We start from the raw sequence: 20,694 nt of genomic DNA, 5'->3' as shown, positions 1-20,694 counted from the left end.
GGGTGTGTGATCGAGGACACACCTGTACGCGGCATCGTGTGGTGAGGAGATCGGCATGGCCGACAAACAGAGCAAGAACGGAGACTCCGGGGCCGCCGTCGCTGTGGACGACCCGGCGAAGGTCCGCAACGTCGTCCTGGTCGGCCCTTCGGGGTCAGGCAAGACGACACTCGCCGAAGCACTGCTCGCCGCGTCCGGCACGGTGACGCGGGCAGGCTCGGTGGTGGAAGGGACCACGGTGTGCGACCACGATCCCGCCGCGGTCCGGCAGCAACGGTCGGTCGGCCTCTCGGTCGCCCCGGTGCTGCATCAAGGCCACAAGATCAACCTCATCGACACCCCCGGGTACGCGGATTTCGTCGGTGAGCTGCGGGCCGGGCTCCGCGCCGCCGACGCGGCGTTGTTCGTGGTCTGCGCGGCGGAAGGCGTCGACGCGGCCACGATCGCGGTCTGGGAGGAGTGCGCCGCCGTCGGGATGCCGAGGGCGGTGGTCGTCTCCCGGCTGGACCATCACCGCGCCGACCCCGCAGGCGAGATCGCCGCCTGTCAGGAGGCCTTCGGCGCCGGCGTCCTCCCGCTGTACCTGCCCGCGCGCGACGGGCTCGTCGGGCTTATCACGCGCCGATATTTCGACTATTCGAAAGGCTTCCCGCCCGAAATCGGCGAGCCGGACGAGGCAGAGCTCACCCGGATGACCGAGGCCCGCAACGAGCTGATCGAAGGGGTCATCGCCGAGAGCGAGGACGAGTCCCTGATGGACCGGTACCTCTCCGGTGAGGAGATCGCCGAGGACACGCTGATCGCCGACCTCGAGACCGCCGTGGCCCGCGGTTCCTTCCATCCGGTGATCCCGGTGTGCGCGACGACCGGGGTCGGGCTGGCCGAAGTCCTCGACGGGATCGTGCGCGCCTTCCCGTCACCGCTGGAACACGTCCCGCCGGACGTCACCTCGCCCACCGGCGAGCCGCACGCCGGGCTCCGCGCCGACCCCGACGGCCCGCTGGCGGCCGAGGTGGTCCGGACCGCCGTCGACTCCTACGTCGGCAGGGTGTCACTGGTGCGGGTGTTCTCCGGGACGCTTCGCCCCGAACGGCCGGTGCACGTCTCGGGACACGGCCTCGCCGAACGCGGCCACGAGGATCACGACGCCGATGAGCGGGTCGCGCATCTCTACTCCCCGCTCGGGGCGAACCTGCGCGAGGTCCCGTACTGCGTCGCGGGCGACCTCTGCGCGCTCACCAAGGTCGGCTCGGCGGAAACCGGCGACACCGTTTCCTCGCCGGAAGACCCGCTGATCATGAAACCGTGGGCGATGCCGGAGCCGCTGCTGCCGGTCGCCGTCATCGCGAAGACGCGCAGCGACGAGGACACGCTGGCGCGCAACCTCTCCAGGCTCGTCGCGGGCGACCCCACGCTCCGGCTGGACCGCAACGCCGAGACCAACCAGCTCGTGCTCTGGTGCATGGGCGAGGCCCACGCCGACGTCGTGCTGTCGCGACTGCGCGCGGGAGGCGCCGACGTGGACACCGAGCCCGTCCGCATCAGCCTGCGTTCGACCTTCGCCGGATCGGCTCGCGGGCACGGACGGCACGTCAAGCAATCCGGTGGGCACGGCCAGTTCGCCGTCTGCGACATCGAGGTCCAGCCCCTGCCGAGGGGGTCGGGCTTCGAGTTCGTGGACAAGGTCGTCGGCGGATCGGTGCCCCACCAGTTCATCCCGAGCGTCGAAAAGGGAGTCCGGGCCCAAGCCCAGCGAGGGATCGTCGACGGCCATCCGCTGATCGACATCCGGGTGACCCTCGTCGACGGCAAGGCGCACAGCGTCGACTCGTCGGACGCCGCGTTCCAGACGGCGGGCGCGCTGGCGCTGAAGGAGGCCGCCGCGGCGGGCAAGATCGCGCTGCTCGAACCGCTCGAAGAGGTGGCTGTGCGGCTTCCGGACGAGCACCTTGGCACCGTGCTGGGTGATCTCTCGTCCCGGCGCGGCCGCGTACTCGGTACCGAATCGGGTGAAGGCGGCCGCACGGTCATCCGCGCCGAGGTGCCCGCGGTGGAGCTGCTGCGCTACGCGATCGACCTGCGTTCCCTGACGTCGGGCACGGCGACGTTCACCCGCCGGCATGCCCGGTTCGAGCCGATGCCGGAAGGAGCGGTGGCCTACTGAAAATCGAAGCCGCCCGGCCGTCCGTTCCGGTCGGCCAGCAGACCGGCCAGGGTGGCGACGGCGATCTCGGGCGGCGTGCGTGAGCCGATGTTCAGCCCGACCGGGCGGTGGACGCGCGCGATCTCGTGGTCCGGGACGTCCAGTGCCTTGAGCGCGGCGACGTGCGGGCCGGCGTGGCGCGGGTTGCCGAGCACCCCGACCCACCGCGCCGGGCGGTCCAGCACGGCCTTGAGCACGTCGCCGAGTTCGGGCCGGTCGTGATCGGTGACGACGACGTCGGCGTCCGCGCCGAGCTCCGGCACCGTCGTGACGGCCTCCAGGCCGGTCTCGACGTCCGTCGCGCGTGCGCCGTCCGGCTCGAACAACACGGCCTTGTAGCCGAGGTCCTTGCCATAGCGCAGGAGGAACGACGCGACCGGCGTCGCGAACACCGCCACCAACAGCCGATCGCTCATGGGTCCGTCCTCCTAAAGTTCTGGCTCGGCGATCTCGAAGTATTCCGGAAGCCGGGCGGTCCCGGCGAGGCCGAAGTACCGGACCTTCCTGCGCCGCCTGAGGTGCAGGGTGTCCCGGACGGCGTCGTTGTGCACGCGCCGCGCGATGACGACGCGGTGCTCGGCGTCGGTCAGCTCTTCGGCCAGCGAAGGCGGCAATGCCGCGCGATCGACACGCGCCAGCCGCAGCGTCAGTTCGCTTTCCTCGGCTTCGCGATCCGGCCTCGGCGCCCGCTCGGCCCGTTCGCCCAGCGTGCGCAGCTCCTCGTCACCCAGGATCGCGGCGGCCGCCCTGGCGACGACGGCGCGCCGCGCGAGGGCCGCGTCGAGCGCGGCCCAGCCCGCGTCCGTGCGGACGTGCAGCCGGTCCAGCCGGTTCGCCGTCGCGAGCAGGAACAATCCGCCCAGTACCACGATCGCGGCCAGCAGACCGCCGATCCACACCCAGGTCGTCACCGGCTGAACTCGCGGTCACCCGCGCCGACCCGCCGGGGGTCGGCGGCGATCGCCGTCTCGTACACCCGCAGGATCTGCGTGGTGACCACGGACCAGTCGAACATCGCGACCCGCTCCCCCGCGGCCGCCGCCAGCGACGCGCGGCGGGCCGGGTCTCCGAGCAGCTCGCGCAACCCTTCGGCCAGCGCCGCCGCGTCGCCGGTCACGGTCAGCATCCCGGCCTTGCCGTCGTCGAGGACGCGGCGGAACGAGTCCAGGCCGCTCGCCAGTACCGGCGTGCCCGCCGCCATCGCCTCGGTGAGGATCATCCCGAAACTCTCGCCACCCGTGTTCGGCGCGCAATAGACGTCGACGCTGCGCAGCGCCCGCGCCTTCGTCTCGTCGTCGACCTGGCCGAGCAGATCGATATGCGGCGCCAGCTCCGGTCCGGCCTCGCGCCGGAGCTGATCGGCGTCGCCGCGGCCGACGACCAGGAGCCGCAGCTCCTCGAACTCCGGCAGCAGTATCCGCAACGCCTCCAGCAGCACCCCCATCCCCTTGCGGGGCTCGGTGTACCGCCCGACGAACCCGACAGTGCCGCCCGCTCGCGGGTAGCCGTCCAGCGGGAGCGCGCGGGAGAAGAAGTCGACGTCGACGCCGTTGGGCACCTCGACCGCGTCACCCCCGGCGTGCTCGACCTGGACCCGGCGGGCCAGTGCCGAAACCGCGATCCGCGCGGTGATCTTCTCCAGCAGCGGCCGCAGCACCGGCTGGAACGCCGCCAGTGTGCGCGAACGCGTCGTCGCGGTGTGGAAGGTCGCCACGATCGGGCCGTCCGCGACCTTCAACGCCAGCAAGGAAAGGCTCGGCGCGGCGGGCTCGTGCAGGTGCAGGACGTCGAAGTCGCCGTCGCGGATCCACCGCCGCACCCGGGCGTAGGACACCGGGCCGAACTGCAGTCGCGCGACCGAGCCGTTGTACGGGATACCGAGCGCCTTCCCGGCGGGGACCACGAACTCCGGGACGTCGGAGTCCTCGTCCGCCGGCGCGAGCACCGAGACCTGATGCCCGCGCGCCAGCAGTGCCTTCGCGAGATCGATGACGTGTCCCTGCACGCCGCCCGGTACGTCGAACGAGTACGGGCAGACGATCCCGATCTTCATGACCCGCGACTGAGCCATCGCCTCAGCTCGCTTCGCCGAGTTCGGCCTGTTCCCCGGCTTCGAAATCGGAGAGCCAGAACTTCTGCATCATGTGCCAGTCGGCCGGATGCGCGGCGATGTCCCCGGCGAAGATGTCCGCCAGCGCCTGGGTGGCCGCCGGGACCTCGGACCGGTTCGTGACCCGGATCCGCGGGTGCAGCCGGATCTGCCAGCCGTCCTCGGTGAACCAGCATCCGGCCGGGATCAGCGCGGCGCCGGTGGTGGCGGCCAGCCGGGCGGGCCCGCCCGGCATCCGGGTCTGCTCGCCGAAGAACTTGACCGGTACGCCGGAGTTCGTCAGATCCCTGTCCCCCACCAGGCAGATCGCCTTGTTCTCCCGCAGCCGCTTGAGCAGCACGCGCATCGCGGAGCTGTCGCCGGTCAGCGGGACGATCTCGAAACCGAGCGATTCCCGGTAGGACACGAAGCGCTGGTACAGCGATTCGGGTTTCAGCCGCTCCGCGACCGTGGTGAAACCGCCGAGATAGTCCGCGAGCCAGACGCCGGCGGCGTCCCAGTTCCCGCTGTGCGGCAGTGCCATCACCGCGCCGTTGCCCTCGGCGAGGGCGGCGTCGAGGTTCTCCACCCCGGTGATCGACTGGGCGACCTTGCGGCTGACCTCCTTGTGGTCCATCGAGGGCAGCCGGAACATCTCGTGCCAGTAGCGGGCGTAGGACCGCATCGCGCGGCGGGTCAGTTCGTCGAGTTCGACGCCGTCGGCCTGCGGCACGACCCTGGCGAGATTGCGCCGGAGCTGGCGCACGCCGCCGCCGTCCCGCCGGACGGCCAGGTCGGCGCCGAGCCCGAAGGTCACCGAGCCCATCGACTCGGGCAGCCAGCGCGCGAGCCGCCAGCCCGCCGCGTAGCCGAAGTCGCTGAGCCGCTGGGAGAACCCGCTCATGCCCCGCCCTCCGCGGCGGGTGGCCCCGCCGCCTTGGCCGCCCTCGCCGCCTTGGCCACCGCGGCCGTCCGCTGCAGCAGGGTGATCACCGAAAGCACCGCGAGGAGCCAGAGCGTGATGTCCACGGTGTACGGAACGCCCAGACCGTGCAGTCCGGTTCCCACGAGGGCGATGATCAGGCGTTCCGCGCGTTCGACGAGGCCGCCGTCCGCCTCCAGCCCGGATGCCTCGGCGCGGGCCTTGACGTACGAGATGACCTGCGCGAGCACCAGGCAGATCAGCGCGGCGGCCGCCGCCGGGCGGTTGTCGTCGTGGACGAAGCACCACCAGGCGATCGCGGCGAACAACGCGCCGTCGACCAGCCTGTCGCAGGTCGCGTCGAGGACGGCCCCGAAGGCCGTGCCGTACCCGCGGGCGCGGGCCATCGCGCCGTCGAGCAGGTCCAGCATCGCGAAGCCCCAGACGGTGAAGGTGCCCCACAGCAGCATGTCGTTGGGAAAGAACCAGAGCGCGCACAGCACCGCCCCGGCCGTGCCGATGACGGTCATCGCGTTGGGGGTCAGACCGGCGCGCACGAGCACCTTCCCCATCGGGTCGGTGACGCGGGAAACGGAGGCGCGCGCGAAAATGTTGAGCATCGGTTCTTCAGGTGCACCTAAAGCAGCAGGGTCGGGTGGCCGCCCGAAGCCTATCCACCCGCACCGACACCCGTCGTCGCGCCCGCCCCTGGACCGGCTCCAGGTCAGTCCGCTTTGGCCAGTCCGGCCGAGTCGGCGAGGTCCGCGAGACTCTCTTCCCGCAGCGCCAATTCCGCCTCGGCGGCCGCGCATTTGGGCGACAGCCGCCCCAGTACGGCGGCGCTGATCTCGCCGAGCGCCTTCACCTGTTCGGGGGTCAGCGGATCGAAGAGGCTCTCGCGGACCGCCTCGACGTGCCCGGGCGCGGCCTCCTCCAGCGCGGCGAAACCTTCGGCGGTGAGCACCGCCCAGGAGCCGCGTTTGTCGGTGGGGCAGGACTCACGGCGCACCCAGCCGTTCGCCTCGAGGCGCGCGACCGCGTGCGAGAGCCTGCTGCGCGACGCCTTGCGCGCGTCGGCGAGCTCGCTCATCCGCAGCCGCCGCCCCGGCGCCTCGGAAAGGGCTACGAGCACTTCGTAGTAGGTGTGGGGCATGCCCGCCTCGTGCTGAAGCTGGCCCTCCAGGTGCGCTTGCAGCATCTGTGTGGCCGCGGAGAAGTCGCGCCAGATTCTTTGCTCCTCGCCGGAGAGCCATCGGGGTTCGGACATGACACCCATAATACCCCTGGTTGAACGCTCAACCAAACTGCGCTACAGTCATGATTGAGCGCTCAACCAGACGAGGGTTCACCACGAACGCACACAGACTTTTGGAGATCGACTTTCATGACCACCACCGAGATCCCGGGCTACGTCGCAGGCAAGTGGACGATCGACACCGCCCACTCCGACATCGCCTACACCGTGAAGCACCTCGGCCTGGCGAAGTCCCGCGGCAACTTCACCGCCTTCACCGGTGAGGTCGTCACGGCCGACAACATCCTCGACTCGTCGGTCACCGTCGAGATCGACGCCTCGTCGGTCGCCAGCGGCGTCGACGGGCGTGACACGCACCTCAAGTCCGAGGACTTCTTCCACGTCGACGAGCACCCGGTCATCACCTTCCGCTCGACCGGTATCCGCGAGGACGGTGGCGACTACGTCATCGACGGCGAGCTCACCTGGCGCGGCAAGACCGTCCCGGTCTCGCTCGAGGCGGAGTTCAACGGCATCGGCACCAACCCGGCCAACGACAACGCCACCACCCTCGGCGTCTCGGCCAGCGCCACCGTGAACCGCCGCGACTTCGGCATCGGCCCGGAGGGCAACGCCTTCCTGTCCGAGAAGGTCAAGATCGACATCGAGCTGCAGGCCGCGCTCAACGCCTGAGGCTCGCTCCCCCAGATGTCATGAAAGGGTCGTTCAGGACGTTTTCCGTCCTGAACGACCCTTTCATGACATCGCGCTACCGACGCCCAGGCCCCACCGGCACACGCTAGGAACGGTCCTTTCCTTGCGAAATTCGCAAGGAAAGGACCGTTCATTGCATCCCGGGGCGGAACCGAGGCGCGCGGGCCCGACCTACCAGGCGTCCGCCAGCAACTGCCGCGTCTCCCCCAGCAACTGCGGCAGCACCTTCGTGTGCCCGATCACGGGCATGAAGTTCGCGTCGCCGCCCCACCTCGGCACCACGTGCTGATGCAGATGCGCGGCGATCCCCGCGCCGGCGATCACGCCCTGGTTCATCCCGATGTTGAACCCGTGCGCCGACGAAACCTCCCGGATCACCCGCATCGCGTGCTGGGTGAACTCCGCCACCTCGACGGTCTCCTCCGGCGTCAGGTCCGTGTAGTCCGCGACATGGCGGTACGGCACGGCCATCAGGTGACCGGGGTTGTACGGGTACAGGTTCAGCACCGCGTACACCGTCTTCCCCCGCGCGAGGATCAGCGCGTCCTCGTCACTCTTCTCGGGGAGATGGCAGAACGGGCAACCCTCGTCGGGCCTTTTCGACCCCTGCACGTAGGCGAGCCGATGCGGGGTCCACAGACGCTGCAACGCGTCCGGGATCCCCACACCGTCCTGTCCGACGGCTTCAGGGCCATCGAGGCCCGTCACCGGAGTACCGCCTCCAAGCCCGCCACGGTCGGCGAAGCGTTCTCACGGCGCTGGACCCAGCCGGCGATCGCTTCGACCGCGTCGTCCACCGAGACGCCGTTGATCTGACCGCCGTCGCGGAACCGGAACGACACCGCGCCCGCCTCGACGTCCTTCGCGCCCGCCAGGAGCATGAAGGGCACCTTCTGCGTGGTGTGGGTGCGGATCTTCTTCTGCATCCGGTCGCCGCTCGCGTCGACCTCGACCCGGATCCCCTTGGCCCGCAGCGCCTTCTCGACCCCGCGCAGGTGCTCGACCTGGTCCTCGGTGATCGGGATGCCGACCACCTGGACCGGCGACAGCCACGCCGGGAACGCGCCCGCGTAGTGCTCGGTCAGCACGCCGAAGAACCGCTCGATCGAGCCGAACAGCGCGCGGTGGATCATCACCGGGCGCTGACGGCTGCCGTCGCCCGCGGTGTACTCCAGTTCGAACTTCTCGGGCAGCATGAAGTCCAGCTGGATGGTCGACATCTGCCAGGTGCGGCCCAGCGCGTCCTTCGCCTGCACGGAGATCTTGGGCCCGTAGAACGCGGCGCCACCCGGATCCGGCACCAGTTCCAGCCCGGAGTCCACGGCGGCGGTGCGGAGCACCTCGGTCGCCTCGGCCCAGACCTCTTCGGAACCGATGTACTTCTCCTCGTTCCGAGTGGACAGTTCGAGGTAGAAGTCGTCGAGACCGTAGTCGCGCAACAGGTTCAGCACGAAGTCCAAAAGGGACTTCAGCTCACCGGGGACCTGCTCCAGGGTGCAGAAGATGTGCGCGTCGTCCTGCGTCATGCCGCGGACGCGGGTCAGGCCGTGGACCACGCCGGACTTCTCGTAGCGGTACACGGAACCGAACTCGAACATCCGCAGCGGCAGTTCCCGGTAGGAACGCCCGCGCGAACGGAAGATCAGGTCGTGGAACGGGCAGTTCATCGGCTTGAGGTAGTAGTCCTGGCCGGGTTTGCGGACCGAACCGTCCTCGTTGTGCTCGGCGTCGAGGTGCATCGCCGGGTACATGCCGTCGCGGTACCAGTCGAGGTGACCGGAGGTCTCGAACAGCGCGCCCTTGGTGATGTGCGGCGAATAGACGAAGTCGTACCCGGCTTCGACGTGCCGCTGGCGCGAGTAGTTCTCCATCTCCTGCCGGATGATCCCGCCCTTGGGGTGGAACACCGGCAGCCCCGAACCGATCTCGTCGGGGAAGGAGAACAGGTCCAGCTCGACACCGAGCTTGCGGTGGTCGCGCCGCTCGGCCTCGGCCAGGCGCTCCAGGTAGACGTCCTGCGCCTCGGCCGACTCCCACGCGGTGCCGTAGATCCGCTGCAGCTGCGGGTTCTTGTCGTCACCGCGCCAGTACGCGGCGGCGACCCGGGTGAGCTTGAACGCCGGGATGAACTTGGTGGTCGGCACGTGCGGGCCGCGGCAGAGGTCGCTCCACACGCGCTCCTTGGTGCGCGGGTCGAGGTTGTCGTAGATGGTCAGCTCGCCGCCGCCGACCTCCATCACCTCGCTGGTGTCCACATCGGACTTGATGTCCACGAGTTCGAGCTTGAACGGCTCGTCGGCGAGTTCCTTCTTCGCCTCGTCGACCGAGTCGAAGACGCGGCGGGAGAACTGCTGCGCGCCCTTCACGATCTGCTTCATGCGCTTCTCGAGCGCCTGCAGGTCTTCCGGGGTGAACGGGGTGTCGACGGCGAAGTCGTAGTAGAAGCCGTCCTTGACCGGCGGGCCGATGCCCAGCTTGGCCTGCGGGAACTGCTGCTGCACCGCCTGGGCGAGCACGTGGGCGGCCGAGTGGCGGATGACGCTGCGGCCGTCCTCGGTGTTCGCCGCGACGGCTTCGACCTCGGCCTCGGCCTCCGGGGCCCAGGAGAGGTCGCGGAGGTTCCCCTCGGCGTCGCGCACGACGACGATCGTGTCCGGCCCCTTGGTCGGCAGCCCGGCTTCGCGGACCGCGGTGCCCGCCGTAGTGCCCGCCGGTACCACCACGCGCGGGGCGGTTGCGGCTGCTACTGACGACGGCTGGGACACGATGGACTCCTCGCGGTTAATACGGATGGTTCCCGTGATGTTAGTCGTCAGGTGCGGCGCGGCTCACGCGCATTACCCCTAACACCACGAAGGCCTCCTTCCCATCGGAAGAAGGCCTTCGCATGTCGAGGAACGAGGTCAGACGGTCTCGACGACCTCGTCGAAGTCCAGCCGCGGCAGGCGGTCGAACCAGGGGTTCTCGCCCGGCTTGCCGACGTTGATCACGACGAGGGACTTCCACGGCTTGTCCGCGAAGAACTCCTTGTCGATGCCGTCGGCGTCGAAGCCGGTCATCGGGCCGGCGGCCAGTCCGGCGGCGCGGACGCCGATGATGAAGTAACCGACCTGCAGCAGCGCGTTGAGCTTGGCGGTCTCGACGCGGCCCGCCTCGTCGGCGAACAGGTCCTTGGCACCCGGGAAGTGCGGGAAGGTACGCGGCAGGTTCTCGTGGAACTCGGTGTCGGCGGCCAGCACGACGGTCACCGGGGCGGCTTCGGTCTTGGCGCGGTTGCCCTCGGACATCAGCGGGGACAGCCGCTTCTTGCCCTCTTCGGTGCGGATCACCAGCGCGCGCAGCGGCTGGTTGTTCATCGACGTCGGGGCCCATTTGACCAGCTCGTAGATCGCGCGGATCTGCTCGTCGGTCACCGGCTCGTCGCTGAAGTTGTTCGCGGTGCGGGCCTCGCGGAACAACAGGTCCTGAACGTCCTGCGGGAGGTTCAAGGCTTCGGTCGGCTCAACGCTGGTGGTCATGGGTGGATCTTCCTTCCGTACGCGTCCTGTACCCGTCCCAACCTAGTTGAGCGCTTAACTATTTCCCGCTCAACTATCTCTGCGTGTGGGTCCGGTCACAGGAACGCGTCAGTAGGCACCTCGTCCCTGCACCACGGCGCGGAAGGTCTTCCAGAGGATCACCAGATCGAGGGCGAGCGACCAGTCCTCGACGTAGCGCAGGTCGAGGCGGATGCTCTCGGCCCAGCTGAGGTCACTGCGGCCGCTGACCTGCCAGAGCCCGGTCAGCCCCGGCTTGACCAGGAGACGGCGGCGCGCGTCGGGCGCGTACTTCGCGGTCTCCTCGGGCAGCGGCGGCCGAGGGCCGACGAGCGACATCCGCCCGCTCACGACGTTGAGCAACTGTGGCAGCTCGTCGAGGGAGTACCGGCGGAGAAGACCGCCGACCCGGGTCACCCGCGGATCCTTGCGCATCTTGAACAGCGGGCCCGCGCCTTCGTTGTCCGCCTGGAGATCCTGCTTGAGCTTGTCGGCGTTGGTGACCATCGTGCGGAACTTCAGCATCGTGAAGGTGTGCCCGTCGCGGCCGACGCGACGCTGCCGGTAGATCACCGGGCCACGGTCGTCGAATTTGATCGCGACCGCGATCGCCAGCAGCAGCGGGGAAACCAGGGTCAGGAGCAGGGCGGAGCCGAACCGGTCGAGTGCCTCCTTGACCAGACGGCGGCCCCCGGTGAACATCGGCGCGGTCACCCGCAGCAGCGGCATGCCGAGCACACCGGAGACGTTCAGCCGGGGTCCGGCGACCTCCATCAACATCGGCGCGACCACCATCTCGGCCGAGGTTCCCTCAAGGTCCCAGGCGAGCCGCTGGAGGCGTTTCGGGTTCCAGTGCTGATCGGCAGTCACGGCGACGACCCGATAACCGCCGCGGCGAACGTGGCCGGCGAGGTCGTCGAGCTTCCCGACGATCGGAACCCCTTCCACCTCGCCGCTCCCCCGCTCGGCGCCGGCTCCGGAATACGTGCAGACGGCTTCCACCCGCCAGCCGACATGGGGATCGGCCTTGGTGCGGGCGATCAGGTCGGCCACCGTGTCGGGACTTCCGGCCGCGAGCACCGGCAGCAGGCATTCACCGAGCCGCCTGCGCCGGTGCAGCACCTGTCTCAGCGCGTACCGCTGCAGGAACATGAAGACCGAGATCATCGGGACGACGATGAAGACCCACGGTTGCACGGCGAGCGCACCGAAGAGCAGGCCGCCCAACGCGACGAGGACGGCGGTGGTCACCAGGCCACGCCCCAGCGTCCGGTACTCCTCCGCGCCTTCGCCCAGCACACGCGGACTCCAGGCACGGCAGGCCGACAAACCGAACAGGAAGGCCGCGGCGGTACCGAGCGCGTGCATGTCGTGCGGGTCGGATCGATCGATCAAGAAGGCGCTCATCACGATGAGCACGAACGCGGTGAAAACGTCACTACCGATGACCCAGGCGCGGTAGCGCGATTCCCAAGCCGCGTAGGGGGGCCGGGCCGACGTGGTGTCGACCGCGGCGGTATCGCCCGCGCCCCTTTGCGGGGGAAGCGGAATCGACTGAAGGTCGATGTGCTGCGGCGTCCCGTTGACGGTGGACGACGGCCGCACCGACTCTTCCATCAGACCTCCCGGAGTGGGGATTCCCGAACGCCGGATCAACACGCTGAGTAAATGAGAGTGATCTCGAAGAGTGATCGATTCTCAAGGTCTCTCAGCGGCCGATGGGGCGACACACGCCAAGGTATCGGCCACTCTCCGGCCATCGTTACAAGGATTTCCAGCCACACCCTGGGCGGGCATCCGGCAAATGAATGCCGTGTTGATAACAAGATGATGACGATGCGTAATAGACCGTATCCCCCAAACAACTACCCAAAGTAGTCACGATTTCCCATGACCCCCGGCCACTTGGAGCACCACTTCCCCGATCGGCGGAACAGTCCGAAAAGCTCCACATTGGACGATGCGGGGAAGTCGATCTCGGGTCGGTCCACTGTGGATTTCACGCCCCGGGAGGACCACGGCCCGCCGGGTGCGCACACCGCGCGCCGACCTACCTTGTCAATCGGTCACCGGCGTGGCGTTTCGTCACATCACGTCAACGTCACGGCGACCCCGTCGGCGGAGCCGGACGAGTGAGCCGCTCGACCATGCCCCACGTCACTTTTCTCGTGGTCTGGACCTTTGGCCGGACGTTTCGTGCCCAGGATCACAAAGAAGTCTCAATGGTCGGATCATGTGACATTTTTGTGGCGCAACACAAGATCTCCGGCGAATGTCCACACCGGCCGACAGGGTGGACTTCGGGGATCTTCGAACCGGCGGCCCCGATCACCCGGCACGGATTCGCCCGCACCGGCCGGGCCGCCCGCGACGGCAGAAGTACCGCCCCCACACAACCCGCGTCCGACCTGGGGATCGAATGCCGCCGGACGGCTCACCGGCAATAGGGGCCAAGAATGAATCAAGGCCCCGGACCGATGGTCCAGGGCCTTCATCCGGTGGGCGATACTGGGATCGAACCAGTGACCTCTTCGGTGTGAACGAAGCGCTCTCCCGCTGAGCTAATCGCCCGCTCGCGGTGTCCGGCAGACTCTACCCCACGACTTTAGGGGGCCTGCAAACGGGTGGTTCCCTCCGACCACACTCCGCTCACCAGCGGATACGGAGCGAACAACCGCGAGCTAGTCGGGGTTGTCATGACCGGGGGCCGCCCGCGACGCGTTTCGACATTCGTGCGACGGTGCTATCGCGTGACGACTAAACCGCGCAGTATGTACGTGTGGACTGCCTGCAGGGCGCATGTAGGGCTGCGCGTCGCGCGGGTGATGATGGGGTGACGGAGTATGGATCCGGGGTCCGATGACCCCGACCGGGTGATCTGCGGCAAAACCGCGTTCCGATCGGCCGGCCGATACGTCACATCATCGCCACTCGGTTCGACCGGGCCGGGAAGGAGACGAAGGGTAGGACGATGCGCAACGATCACGTGACGCTCCGCTCGACGGCGGTGTTCGACCTCCTGGCGCCGCGGACCCCCGCGGTTCCGGTCAAGGTGGAACTGCGATACGACACACGCGACCCGTACGCGGTCGTGGCCGCCTTCCGCACCGGCCGCGCCGGCTGGGTCGAGTGGGTCTACGCGCGCGATCTCCTCGCGGACGGCCTCCTGGCCGACGCGGGCGACGGCGACGTACGCATCCGCCCCTCCGTCGAAGACCCCGAGTCCGTCCTCATCGAACTGAACTCGCCGTCCGGGCACGCCATGTTCGAGGCGTCCGCTCAGGAGCTGGCCGACTTCCTCGACCGGACCTACGACGTCGTGCTCCCGGGCAACGAGCACCTGTGGGTCGACGTCGACGACGCCCTGACTCACCTGATCCCCAACGATCTGGCCTGATGACGGCCTTGCGAACAGCAAGTGGCACCCCGGTTGCAGAGCCGTTTTCGGGATCGGATAGTGTTCACACACACCACGGCGACGGGGTGAGAGACAGAACCGCGAGGTCCTGAACTCCCATCCAGACCGAGGATGTGCGGATGTAGCGCAGCTGGTAGCGCATCACCTTGCCAAGGTGAGGGTCGCGGGTTCGAATCCCGTCATCCGCTCGGAAGGCCCTCTCGGGCCTGACACGGTGGAGTGGCCGAGAGGCGAGGCAACGGCCTGCAAAGCCGTGTACACGGGTTCGAATCCCGTCTCCACCTCGCGCGATTAGCTCAGCGGGAGAGCGCTTCCCTGACACGGAAGAGGTCACTGGTTCAATCCCAGTATCGCGCACCATCTGTTTTCGCAGGTCAGAAGCCCTGCTCCTCCTCGGAGGGGCGGGGCTTCAGTCGTAAAAAGGCGATGAAAAGGCGATGGCCTTCGGAGCCGTCTCAAGCCGCATGTCACCGAACGTGGCATGCAGATGCGGGAACCACTCCCCCAGCTTCGTCCGCTCACTCGGCGTGAGCGCGACCAGAGACCCGATCCAGCGGGTCTCGAGCGCCTGCAGAATCTGACGGCGCATCAGCGGAGTCACGTGGTCGTAGACCCTCGCGATGCCTTTCATCTTCTGCCCCAGCCGCGCTCGACGGGCGACCTCGGGGATGCCGTCCTCGGCCAGCCAGGTGCTGTGGCTGTGCCGCCCTTCGTGGAAGGTGAAGGTCGGCAGGATCGGCTGCACCACTTCCGCAGACCGCCTGTGTTCAGCGTCACTGCCATCCCAGACCGGGCGCCAGTAGCGGTTGCGGAAGTTCGACCGCCGCAACGGCGCGCCCTCAGCGCTGCACAGCACGAACGGGAAGCTGTGGCTGTCGATCAGCTCCTCGTAGAAGACCGCGATACTCGGTGGCAATTCCACGCTCCGCGTACCGGCCGGGGTCTTCGTCCGGCCCTTCTTCGCGCGGCCACCCTGCCGCCGCGGTGTCACCGGGCGAGTCGGCCGCGGACCGAGATCAGCCAGCCGCGAGGTGTCGACCCGGCGACCACCCTTGAAGAGGCGTCCGCCGATCTCCTTTAGCGGCTCGCGGATCTGGATCGCCCGTGCTTCGCTGTCGTACTCGTGCCGCTGCTGACCGACCAACTCGCCCCACCGGGAACCGGTGTAGAAGTCGAGCAGACCGAGCACGAATCCGGCGAGTCCGAGTCCGCTCTCGTAGAGGCGCATCGACGCCCTCAGTGCTTGCACCGGAGTTGCGACGAGGTTCTCGATCTCGAACTCGCCCGAAGTGACCCGGATCCCGGCACACGGGTTCGCGGGAATCTTCCTCGCCTTGACCGCGGCACCGAGGATCGTGGAGAACAGCGAGAAGATCGACGCCACCGACGAGTCGGCGTAGTCCTCGTGCAGTTCCGAGAGCCACTTCTCGATCTCGACGTAGCTGTTGAAGATCCCGGCCAGCGGCCATGACGACCACTGCGGGAGTAGATGGTTGTCCAGAAAGGACCGGTACTTGGCCGATGTCGTCGGCTCCAGCCGCGGACCGACCGCGTCCATGAACTCCTCGGCGAACACGCCGAACAACATCTCCGCCTCCCGCGGGTCCAGCCACAGGTTGCGCCTAATCAACGCTTCCTGCTCCACACCCCACGCCTCAGCGGCCTTCTCTGAGTTGAACCCGGCTCTGCTCCCCCATGTCCCATCAGGACGTTTGAACCGAGCACGCCACCCTGGCGTACTACCGCCAGTTGGTTGCGCATAGGCCATGTCGAACACACTCTCTTCCTAGGGTGACTCCCGGATCAGCCGGGACTGAACAGAACGGCCGACGCTCACGCCGCACGCATGCCACCGCGGTACGGACGCACCTCGCTCTTCGTCAACTGCACGATCTCCGCGACGTCCTCCCGGCTGAACCGGTAGTGCTTGCCGAACCGACGGTGCGGGAACACTCCGGCCGCGGCCCGGTCCTTCAACGTCCTCGGCGACAAACCGAGCAACCCACCGACATCCTCCGCTGTCAACAGCGCGTCGGGATCGCGAGGCGCGTGCGCCGCCAACGCGCGGACCGCACTGGCGAGCTCCCGGATCGAAGCCGCCAACGCCGCACCGCCACCGTCGGAATCCAATGCGGAAGTGCTCACACACGGACTGTCGTCCGTCACAACAATTCACCTCCTCCAGTGATGCGGACAGCACGGCACAGCCCTACCTGCCCTCGGCGCCGGATGGGTCCGGCGGCCGCGGACGCGAAGGGCTCGTGCAACGGGTCAGTTGATGAGACGCGTTAGCGTCGGCCGGTCGCCAGCTGTACCAGCTGAAACAGCTGGCGCACAAGGCAATCCTGAGCGAATCGGACGACCTACCCGATCGCGTGAACTACCGGTCCGCTCGGATCTCCCACCGCGTTCGCCGGATCCCGTCCACACCGCGCGACTCGCGCGGTCGCGACACAGTGGACCAACCCGGCCGCGGCCGAAGGTCGGCGACCGGACGGAAACCGGCCGCGCGCAGACTCGCGCCGCTCTCGCCGTCCTGTGTGTAGGTGATCAGTCGCCGGAACCCGAGTGTCCGAGCGACGCGCCACGAGACTCCATAGAGCTTGGAGTTGGCGTTCCGGGCCCCGGTCGTGCAGGTGCGAGTCACCTCGACACTCACCCCGTCGTCGAGGTGACGGGCAACCGGGCGCCCGACGATCGCCACGCCGACGAGCTCGGTCTCGTGAGCGACGCCCACCGCGAACTTCATCCCACGCGGCGGCCGATGATGCCGGTGATGCGCAGCGATGAAATCGCACGCCTGGCGGAAGGTGACCGGGACGATACTCAAACCCATTGGGGCACCTCCGGTCGGCCGCGGCCGAGAGAACTCGGCGGTTCACGGTGGTAGGAGCGGGCACCGTCTCGGCCGGGTCCGAGTCCGGCCTCACCGCGGCTGGATATGTCGCCGGTGTCCCCAGTGGACGGTCTCTCGCTCCGACACTCAGAAAAGTCACCGAGCATCATGAGCACCCCTACGCCGCGTTCGACAGAACACGGGCCGGATCACCCAGCCGCGGCAGCACACGGCGAGCGGGCAGTGGCGGAACTGGAAGCGCAGTCGCGCGGCTCCCGGCTTCAGGATCTGCGCGAAACACGAGTGCGGTGTGGTGCGTGGGCAGTGCGATGGGGTGGCCGAGAGCGCGTTCCGCGTGAGCCACGGCGCGGCGTTCGGCAGCCGTGGCGTGTGTGCGGATTCGATGCTGGCGAACGTCAGCGGTCAGCGCGACACTGCGCGCCACCGGCGCGAGCCCGACGGCGGCACCGATGGCCGTGATCTTGCCGGGAACGTCGAGCAGTTCGTGCCCCGCCGGATGCCGCTCGGGTGCACAGGTGACGACGACATACCCGCCTGGGCGCACCAGGTGCCGGTACTGCGTCAGCAGTGTGTTCAGCCGCTCGAGTGCCGCCGTGAGATCGCCGGCCGGGCCACGGCGCAGGGTGGTCAGCAGGAGGTCGATGCGACCGATAAGCCCTGCCGTTGCCGCGGCGACAGCCGTGCCGGGACGTCTGTCGAGAACAAGAACCATCCCGTCGACGAACACGCCACGAGCCTTCGTGGCGGTCACGTTCGCGCGGGCCAAACGCCACCATCGGCGTTGTCCGGTGAGCCCGATCGCGTGCCGCCCGCAGCGCAGTGCTTCGACGATGGTCGTTCCGGTCCCGCAGTCCGGATCGAGCACCACCCCGCCGGGCGGGGTGAAAACTTCGATGGCGTGCCGCGCGATGGCCGGGGCCAACAACGCGGTATCGGTGCCGGTGGCGTCGTGGTAGCCGCCCTCGCTCAACTGGGCCGCCACACTGGCCGTCCCGGTCGGCCAGACCGAAGTCAGAACCGGGCTGCCTGGCTGTTCACGCATTCGGGACCTCCGTCCGGTCGGCAGCGTCCGCGAGTCGTCCAAACAGCACGAGGTCGTGGTGGGCTCTGTGCGACGGCAGCACACCGCGGACCGGCTTGGCGACGGTTGCGGCTTCCGGGGTGACCGGTGCGGTGAGCACGGCGATGGCGTCGAGACAACGCAACCCGCGCTTACCCAGCGTGTCCACGATTTGCGGCTGAGGATCGAGCAGGCGCCCGCCTCGAGTTTCACTGTGTGTGATGACGGCTGCCAGTCCTCGCGGAGCGAGGAGCACGCCCAAATCGGTGTGACCGAGCCAGCCGGTGGAGAGCGGATCGACGGCGGTGATGATGAGGTCGAACCGGCCCCAGGGTCGGTGCACGGTCCGGCGGCGTCTGCGCGGTGAGTCGGTGTCCGTTTCAGTGACCTGGCCGAGGTCGGGCCGACTGAGTCGGGGTCGCGACTCGGACTCCGTCCGGTCGGGCGGGGCAAGGTCGGTGTCGTCGCAGACGTGACCCGGTTCCGGCGCGGCGGTCGCGGTGTCGACGCCGCGACCGAGTCGGGCGACGGTCCAGACCGCTTCGTCGAGTCCGGCGTAGACGGTGGTGCCGCGGGTTCGGTCGGAGACGGACTGCGGTGCGCGCGTCGCCGCCGGCGGAGTCAGAAGGAGCACGCGGTTGCCAGGGCGGGTGTAGGTCCTGACGAGGGTGAGGATGGTGCGTCCGAGCCAGCCGTCGAGCAGCGCGGTTCCGGGCAACTGCTCGGCGCCGGCGAAGGGCCAGAGAGTGGTCAGACGCGTCGCGCGACCGCGGCCGACAGCGGGCGGACAGAGGCGAACCCTGCGCCGGTGATTTCTGCCGTGCACCGGCGTCGGCGTTCGCCGTTGGGGCGGTCGGTGCCGACCTCGCCTCGGCTCATCGTGGGGTGTCGATGTCATGGGTTGCCCTTCCTCGCGGCGTGGTCTGCCAGGTCACTCCAAGAGGCGGGTTTCAAGCCCGTTTTTCGACACCGAAATCGACACTTCTTCAAAAACCTGTCGACAACAATCAGCTGGACCGATCGACCAATCCAGCTCCAGATTTCTCAGATCTGCCGGGCTAGAAGTTTTTTCTTATCCGACCAGAAGTGCGACTAAGGTCGAACTAAGATTGACTTAAAACTCCAGGCAGATGGCCTTGTAGACACCATGAAGGCAGTGCTCCGCCAGCACGCAAACTCGCCGCACTGAATCATTTCAGCAGCGTTCCTTTAGTAGCTTTTCTTGTTCTTTTCTTGTCTCCACTCCGGCTTCCTGACGGGGCAATTCCCCTACCCGGACAGGAGCAGGCGATGACAAGAGAGTGGTTGCCCTTGGACACGGCACGCGATGCCTTCGGTTGGCTGGTGACCGGGCCGGAACCGATGGCGTTGCACGGCGCGAAGTTCGCCGGGTTGCCGCGGCGGCCGGTGCCGTTGGACGAGTTGCGGGACCGGGTGATGAGCAAGCAGTGCCCGCCCCGCACCCGCGACGACGTCTGGGCGCATCTGGTGCTGCAGTCGCGAGCCCAAGGTGGCGCGTGGACGGTGGCGTGCGTGGGGATGGCCTTGCCGTCGCTGGCCTCGAGCGCACGTTGGCTGGCGGCACGGTATCGCGGTGATCGCGCGGATGTGCACGCGGCGGTTCTCGCCGGGTTCATCCAGGCGCTTACGACGGTGGACCTGACCGATCCGGGCATCGCGGTCCGGCTGCATTTCGCGGCCCGCCGCGCCGGGCAGGCGGCACTGGAAGAGTCTCTCGACGCTCCGCTGCCCGCAGGCTCGGGCTATCGCTCCACCGCGCCGCGGCCGCCCTACGGGCACCCGGACTTGGTGCTCGCCCAGGCAGTCGGTGAACGGATTCTCACCCCCGCCGAAGCGGAGTTGATCTCGGCGACGCGGCTCGGCGAAGACTCGATGACCGAGTGGGCACAGCGCCGCGGGACAGCGCTCAAGACCGCGTTCAAGGCCCGCGACCGGGCCGAGGACCGACTCGTCGCGTGGCTGCGCGATCAGGTGACGACCCATGACTCCGAGGACCCGGTCGCGGACGCGGCGCTGACCGCATTGGCCTCCGACGTCGGCGGTGTTCCGGTCGAGGCCCTAGCACAGGCATCACGCGCTGTGAGCGGACGTCTGCGCAACGGCAGGCAGCCGTCCCGGAAGAAACCTTCACGCTCGGTGTCGAAAAACGACCCGAAATCCGGCCTCTTGGGGCGCGGGGAGATCACACCCGGCTCTCCGCGTACCGCCGAACACGAGCCGACTTCGGAGGTGCGCCGATGCGCATGACACCCCCGCCACCCTTTAACCACACACCACGTCCGAGTACGCGCCCGCGCCCGGTGGCGCGGCCGATGATCCGTGGCGCGCTCGTGACAGTGAGCGCGGTCCTGCTGTGTGGCGCAACCGTGGATCCAGCGCAGGCGGCCACACACGTTGTCGCGCTCGCGACCACCGTCGATCAGGTCTTCACCAACATCCGCAACTGGCTGGTCGGGATCTTGGCGGGTCTGGCGACGGTGTTCCTGACCGTCGGCGGTGTTCGGTACCTGCTGGCCGGTGGCGACCCGGGTGAAACGGAGAAGGCGAAGTCGGCTTTCCGGAACGCTGCGTGGGGTTACGGGTTGGCGGCGCTGGCGCCGCTCGCCGTGGAGATCCTGCGCGGGATTGTCGGGGCCTGAG

General features: G+C 68.3%; 20 protein-coding genes and 4 tRNA genes. 8 read left to right on the top strand and 16 right to left on the bottom strand.

Annotation, left to right across the window (positions count from 1 at the left end):
• Positions 1 to 55: 55 nt before the first annotated feature.
• Positions 56 to 2,164, top strand: a complete 2,109-nt coding sequence (locus tag ACIBTM_RS45280) for an elongation factor G-like protein EF-G2 (RefSeq protein WP_395883291.1) — start codon at positions 56 to 58, stop codon at positions 2,162 to 2,164.
• Here the strand turns inward: ACIBTM_RS45280 and ACIBTM_RS45275 are convergent.
• The 6 genes from ACIBTM_RS45275 to ACIBTM_RS45250 all read right to left on the bottom strand — a co-directional run bounded on the left by ACIBTM_RS45275 (position 2,158) and on the right by ACIBTM_RS45250 (position 6,481).
• On the bottom strand, positions 2,158 to 2,619 hold the full coding sequence (locus ACIBTM_RS45275) for an XdhC family protein (protein WP_395883290.1): 462 nt from the start codon (positions 2,617 to 2,619) through the stop codon (positions 2,158 to 2,160). The two genes, ACIBTM_RS45280 and ACIBTM_RS45275, sit on opposite strands and share 7 nt — an antisense overlap.
• 12 nt (positions 2,620 to 2,631) lie before the next feature.
• A complete protein-coding gene (locus ACIBTM_RS45270; RefSeq protein ID WP_395883289.1) occupies positions 2,632 to 3,114 on the bottom strand; it encodes an NUDIX hydrolase in 483 nt (160 codons plus the stop codon).
• Positions 3,111 to 4,256, bottom strand: coding sequence for a glycosyltransferase family 4 protein (locus ACIBTM_RS45265; RefSeq protein WP_395883313.1), 1,146 nt, complete (start codon positions 4,254 to 4,256; stop codon positions 3,111 to 3,113). The genes ACIBTM_RS45270 and ACIBTM_RS45265 overlap by 4 nt, the downstream gene beginning before the upstream one ends.
• 22 nt (positions 4,257 to 4,278) lie before the next feature.
• Positions 4,279 to 5,196, bottom strand: a complete 918-nt coding sequence (locus tag ACIBTM_RS45260) for a phosphatidylinositol mannoside acyltransferase (RefSeq protein WP_240601123.1) — start codon at positions 5,194 to 5,196, stop codon at positions 4,279 to 4,281.
• Positions 5,193 to 5,834, bottom strand: a complete 642-nt coding sequence (pgsA, locus tag ACIBTM_RS45255) for a phosphatidylinositol phosphate synthase (RefSeq protein WP_395883288.1) — start codon at positions 5,832 to 5,834, stop codon at positions 5,193 to 5,195. The genes ACIBTM_RS45260 and pgsA overlap by 4 nt, the downstream gene beginning before the upstream one ends.
• A 104-nt stretch (positions 5,835 to 5,938) precedes the next feature.
• Positions 5,939 to 6,481, bottom strand: a complete 543-nt coding sequence (locus ACIBTM_RS45250; RefSeq protein ID WP_395883287.1) for a MarR family winged helix-turn-helix transcriptional regulator — start codon at positions 6,479 to 6,481, stop codon at positions 5,939 to 5,941.
• 117 nt (positions 6,482 to 6,598) lie between these two features.
• Here ACIBTM_RS45250 and ACIBTM_RS45245 point away from each other — a divergent pair, with 117 nt between their 5' ends.
• Positions 6,599 to 7,141 (top strand): YceI family protein, encoded by a 543-nt coding sequence (locus ACIBTM_RS45245; RefSeq protein ID WP_038512463.1) that lies wholly within the window; start codon positions 6,599 to 6,601, stop codon positions 7,139 to 7,141.
• 192 nt (positions 7,142 to 7,333) lie between these two features.
• Here the strand turns inward: ACIBTM_RS45245 and ACIBTM_RS45240 are convergent, their stop codons facing one another.
• The 5 genes from ACIBTM_RS45240 to ACIBTM_RS45220 form a co-directional block, all read right to left on the bottom strand.
• Complete coding sequence (locus tag ACIBTM_RS45240) at positions 7,334 to 7,870, bottom strand: HIT family protein (protein ID WP_395883286.1); 537 nt, start codon at positions 7,868 to 7,870, stop codon at positions 7,334 to 7,336.
• Positions 7,867 to 9,927 carry a threonine--tRNA ligase gene (thrS, locus tag ACIBTM_RS45235; RefSeq protein WP_395883285.1) on the bottom strand — a complete coding sequence of 687 codons (2,061 nt, stop codon included), beginning with the start codon at positions 9,925 to 9,927 and terminating at the stop codon, positions 7,867 to 7,869. The genes ACIBTM_RS45240 and thrS overlap by 4 nt, the downstream gene beginning before the upstream one ends.
• A 138-nt stretch (positions 9,928 to 10,065) precedes the next feature.
• A complete protein-coding gene (locus ACIBTM_RS45230; RefSeq protein WP_395883284.1) occupies positions 10,066 to 10,680 on the bottom strand; it encodes a malonic semialdehyde reductase in 615 nt (204 codons plus the stop codon).
• 108 nt (positions 10,681 to 10,788) lie between these two features.
• Positions 10,789 to 12,315, bottom strand: coding sequence for a sugar transferase (locus ACIBTM_RS45225; RefSeq protein ID WP_395883283.1), 1,527 nt, complete (start codon positions 12,313 to 12,315; stop codon positions 10,789 to 10,791).
• 882 nt (positions 12,316 to 13,197) lie between these two features.
• A tRNA-Val gene (locus tag ACIBTM_RS45220) sits at positions 13,198 to 13,269 on the bottom strand.
• Positions 13,270 to 13,669: 400 nt separating this feature from the next.
• Between ACIBTM_RS45220 and ACIBTM_RS45215 the strand changes: the two genes are divergently transcribed.
• The 4 genes from ACIBTM_RS45215 to ACIBTM_RS45200 all read left to right on the top strand — a co-directional run bounded on the left by ACIBTM_RS45215 (position 13,670) and on the right by ACIBTM_RS45200 (position 14,476).
• Positions 13,670 to 14,095 (top strand): SsgA family sporulation/cell division regulator, encoded by a 426-nt coding sequence (locus ACIBTM_RS45215; RefSeq protein ID WP_005159130.1) that lies wholly within the window; start codon positions 13,670 to 13,672, stop codon positions 14,093 to 14,095.
• A gap of 136 nt (positions 14,096 to 14,231) precedes the next feature.
• Positions 14,232 to 14,304 (top strand) — tRNA-Gly (locus ACIBTM_RS45210).
• 25 nt (positions 14,305 to 14,329) lie between these two features.
• Positions 14,330 to 14,400, top strand: a tRNA-Cys gene (locus ACIBTM_RS45205).
• Between the two features lies 1 nt (position 14,401).
• A tRNA-Val gene (locus ACIBTM_RS45200) sits at positions 14,402 to 14,476 on the top strand.
• 49 nt (positions 14,477 to 14,525) lie between these two features.
• Here ACIBTM_RS45200 and ACIBTM_RS45195 read toward each other — a convergent pair.
• The 5 genes from ACIBTM_RS45195 to ACIBTM_RS45175 form a co-directional block, all read right to left on the bottom strand.
• The gene (locus ACIBTM_RS45195) at positions 14,526 to 15,761 is read right to left on the bottom strand and encodes a tyrosine-type recombinase/integrase (protein ID WP_395883282.1); all 1,236 of its coding nucleotides are present in this window, start codon (positions 15,759 to 15,761) and stop codon (positions 14,526 to 14,528) included.
• 188 nt (positions 15,762 to 15,949) lie between these two features.
• Positions 15,950 to 16,261, bottom strand: a complete 312-nt coding sequence (locus ACIBTM_RS45190; protein WP_395883281.1) for a helix-turn-helix domain-containing protein — start codon at positions 16,259 to 16,261, stop codon at positions 15,950 to 15,952.
• A gap of 235 nt (positions 16,262 to 16,496) precedes the next feature.
• A complete protein-coding gene (locus ACIBTM_RS45185; RefSeq protein ID WP_037307073.1) occupies positions 16,497 to 16,952 on the bottom strand; it encodes an XF1762 family protein in 456 nt (151 codons plus the stop codon).
• A gap of 178 nt (positions 16,953 to 17,130) precedes the next feature.
• Entirely contained in the window at positions 17,131 to 18,015 is an 885-nt protein-coding gene (locus ACIBTM_RS45180; RefSeq protein ID WP_395883280.1) for a DNA methyltransferase, read from the bottom strand.
• Positions 18,008 to 18,751, bottom strand: coding sequence for a hypothetical protein (locus ACIBTM_RS45175; protein WP_395883279.1), 744 nt, complete (start codon positions 18,749 to 18,751; stop codon positions 18,008 to 18,010). The genes ACIBTM_RS45180 and ACIBTM_RS45175 overlap by 8 nt, the downstream gene beginning before the upstream one ends.
• A 572-nt stretch (positions 18,752 to 19,323) precedes the next feature.
• Between ACIBTM_RS45175 and ACIBTM_RS45170 the strand changes: the two genes are divergently transcribed.
• The gene (locus tag ACIBTM_RS45170; protein WP_395883278.1) at positions 19,324 to 20,301 is read left to right on the top strand and encodes a hypothetical protein; all 978 of its coding nucleotides are present in this window, start codon (positions 19,324 to 19,326) and stop codon (positions 20,299 to 20,301) included.
• A 119-nt stretch (positions 20,302 to 20,420) separates the two neighbouring features.
• A complete protein-coding gene (locus ACIBTM_RS45165; protein ID WP_395883277.1) occupies positions 20,421 to 20,693 on the top strand; it encodes a pilin in 273 nt (90 codons plus the stop codon).
• Position 20,694: the final 1 nt, after the last annotated feature.

The sequence above is a fragment of the Amycolatopsis sp. NPDC049868 genome, assembly GCF_044461365.1.
Lineage (GTDB): Bacteria > Actinomycetota > Actinomycetes > Mycobacteriales > Pseudonocardiaceae > Amycolatopsis.
This window is presented reverse-complemented; position numbering and strand designations above follow the sequence as displayed.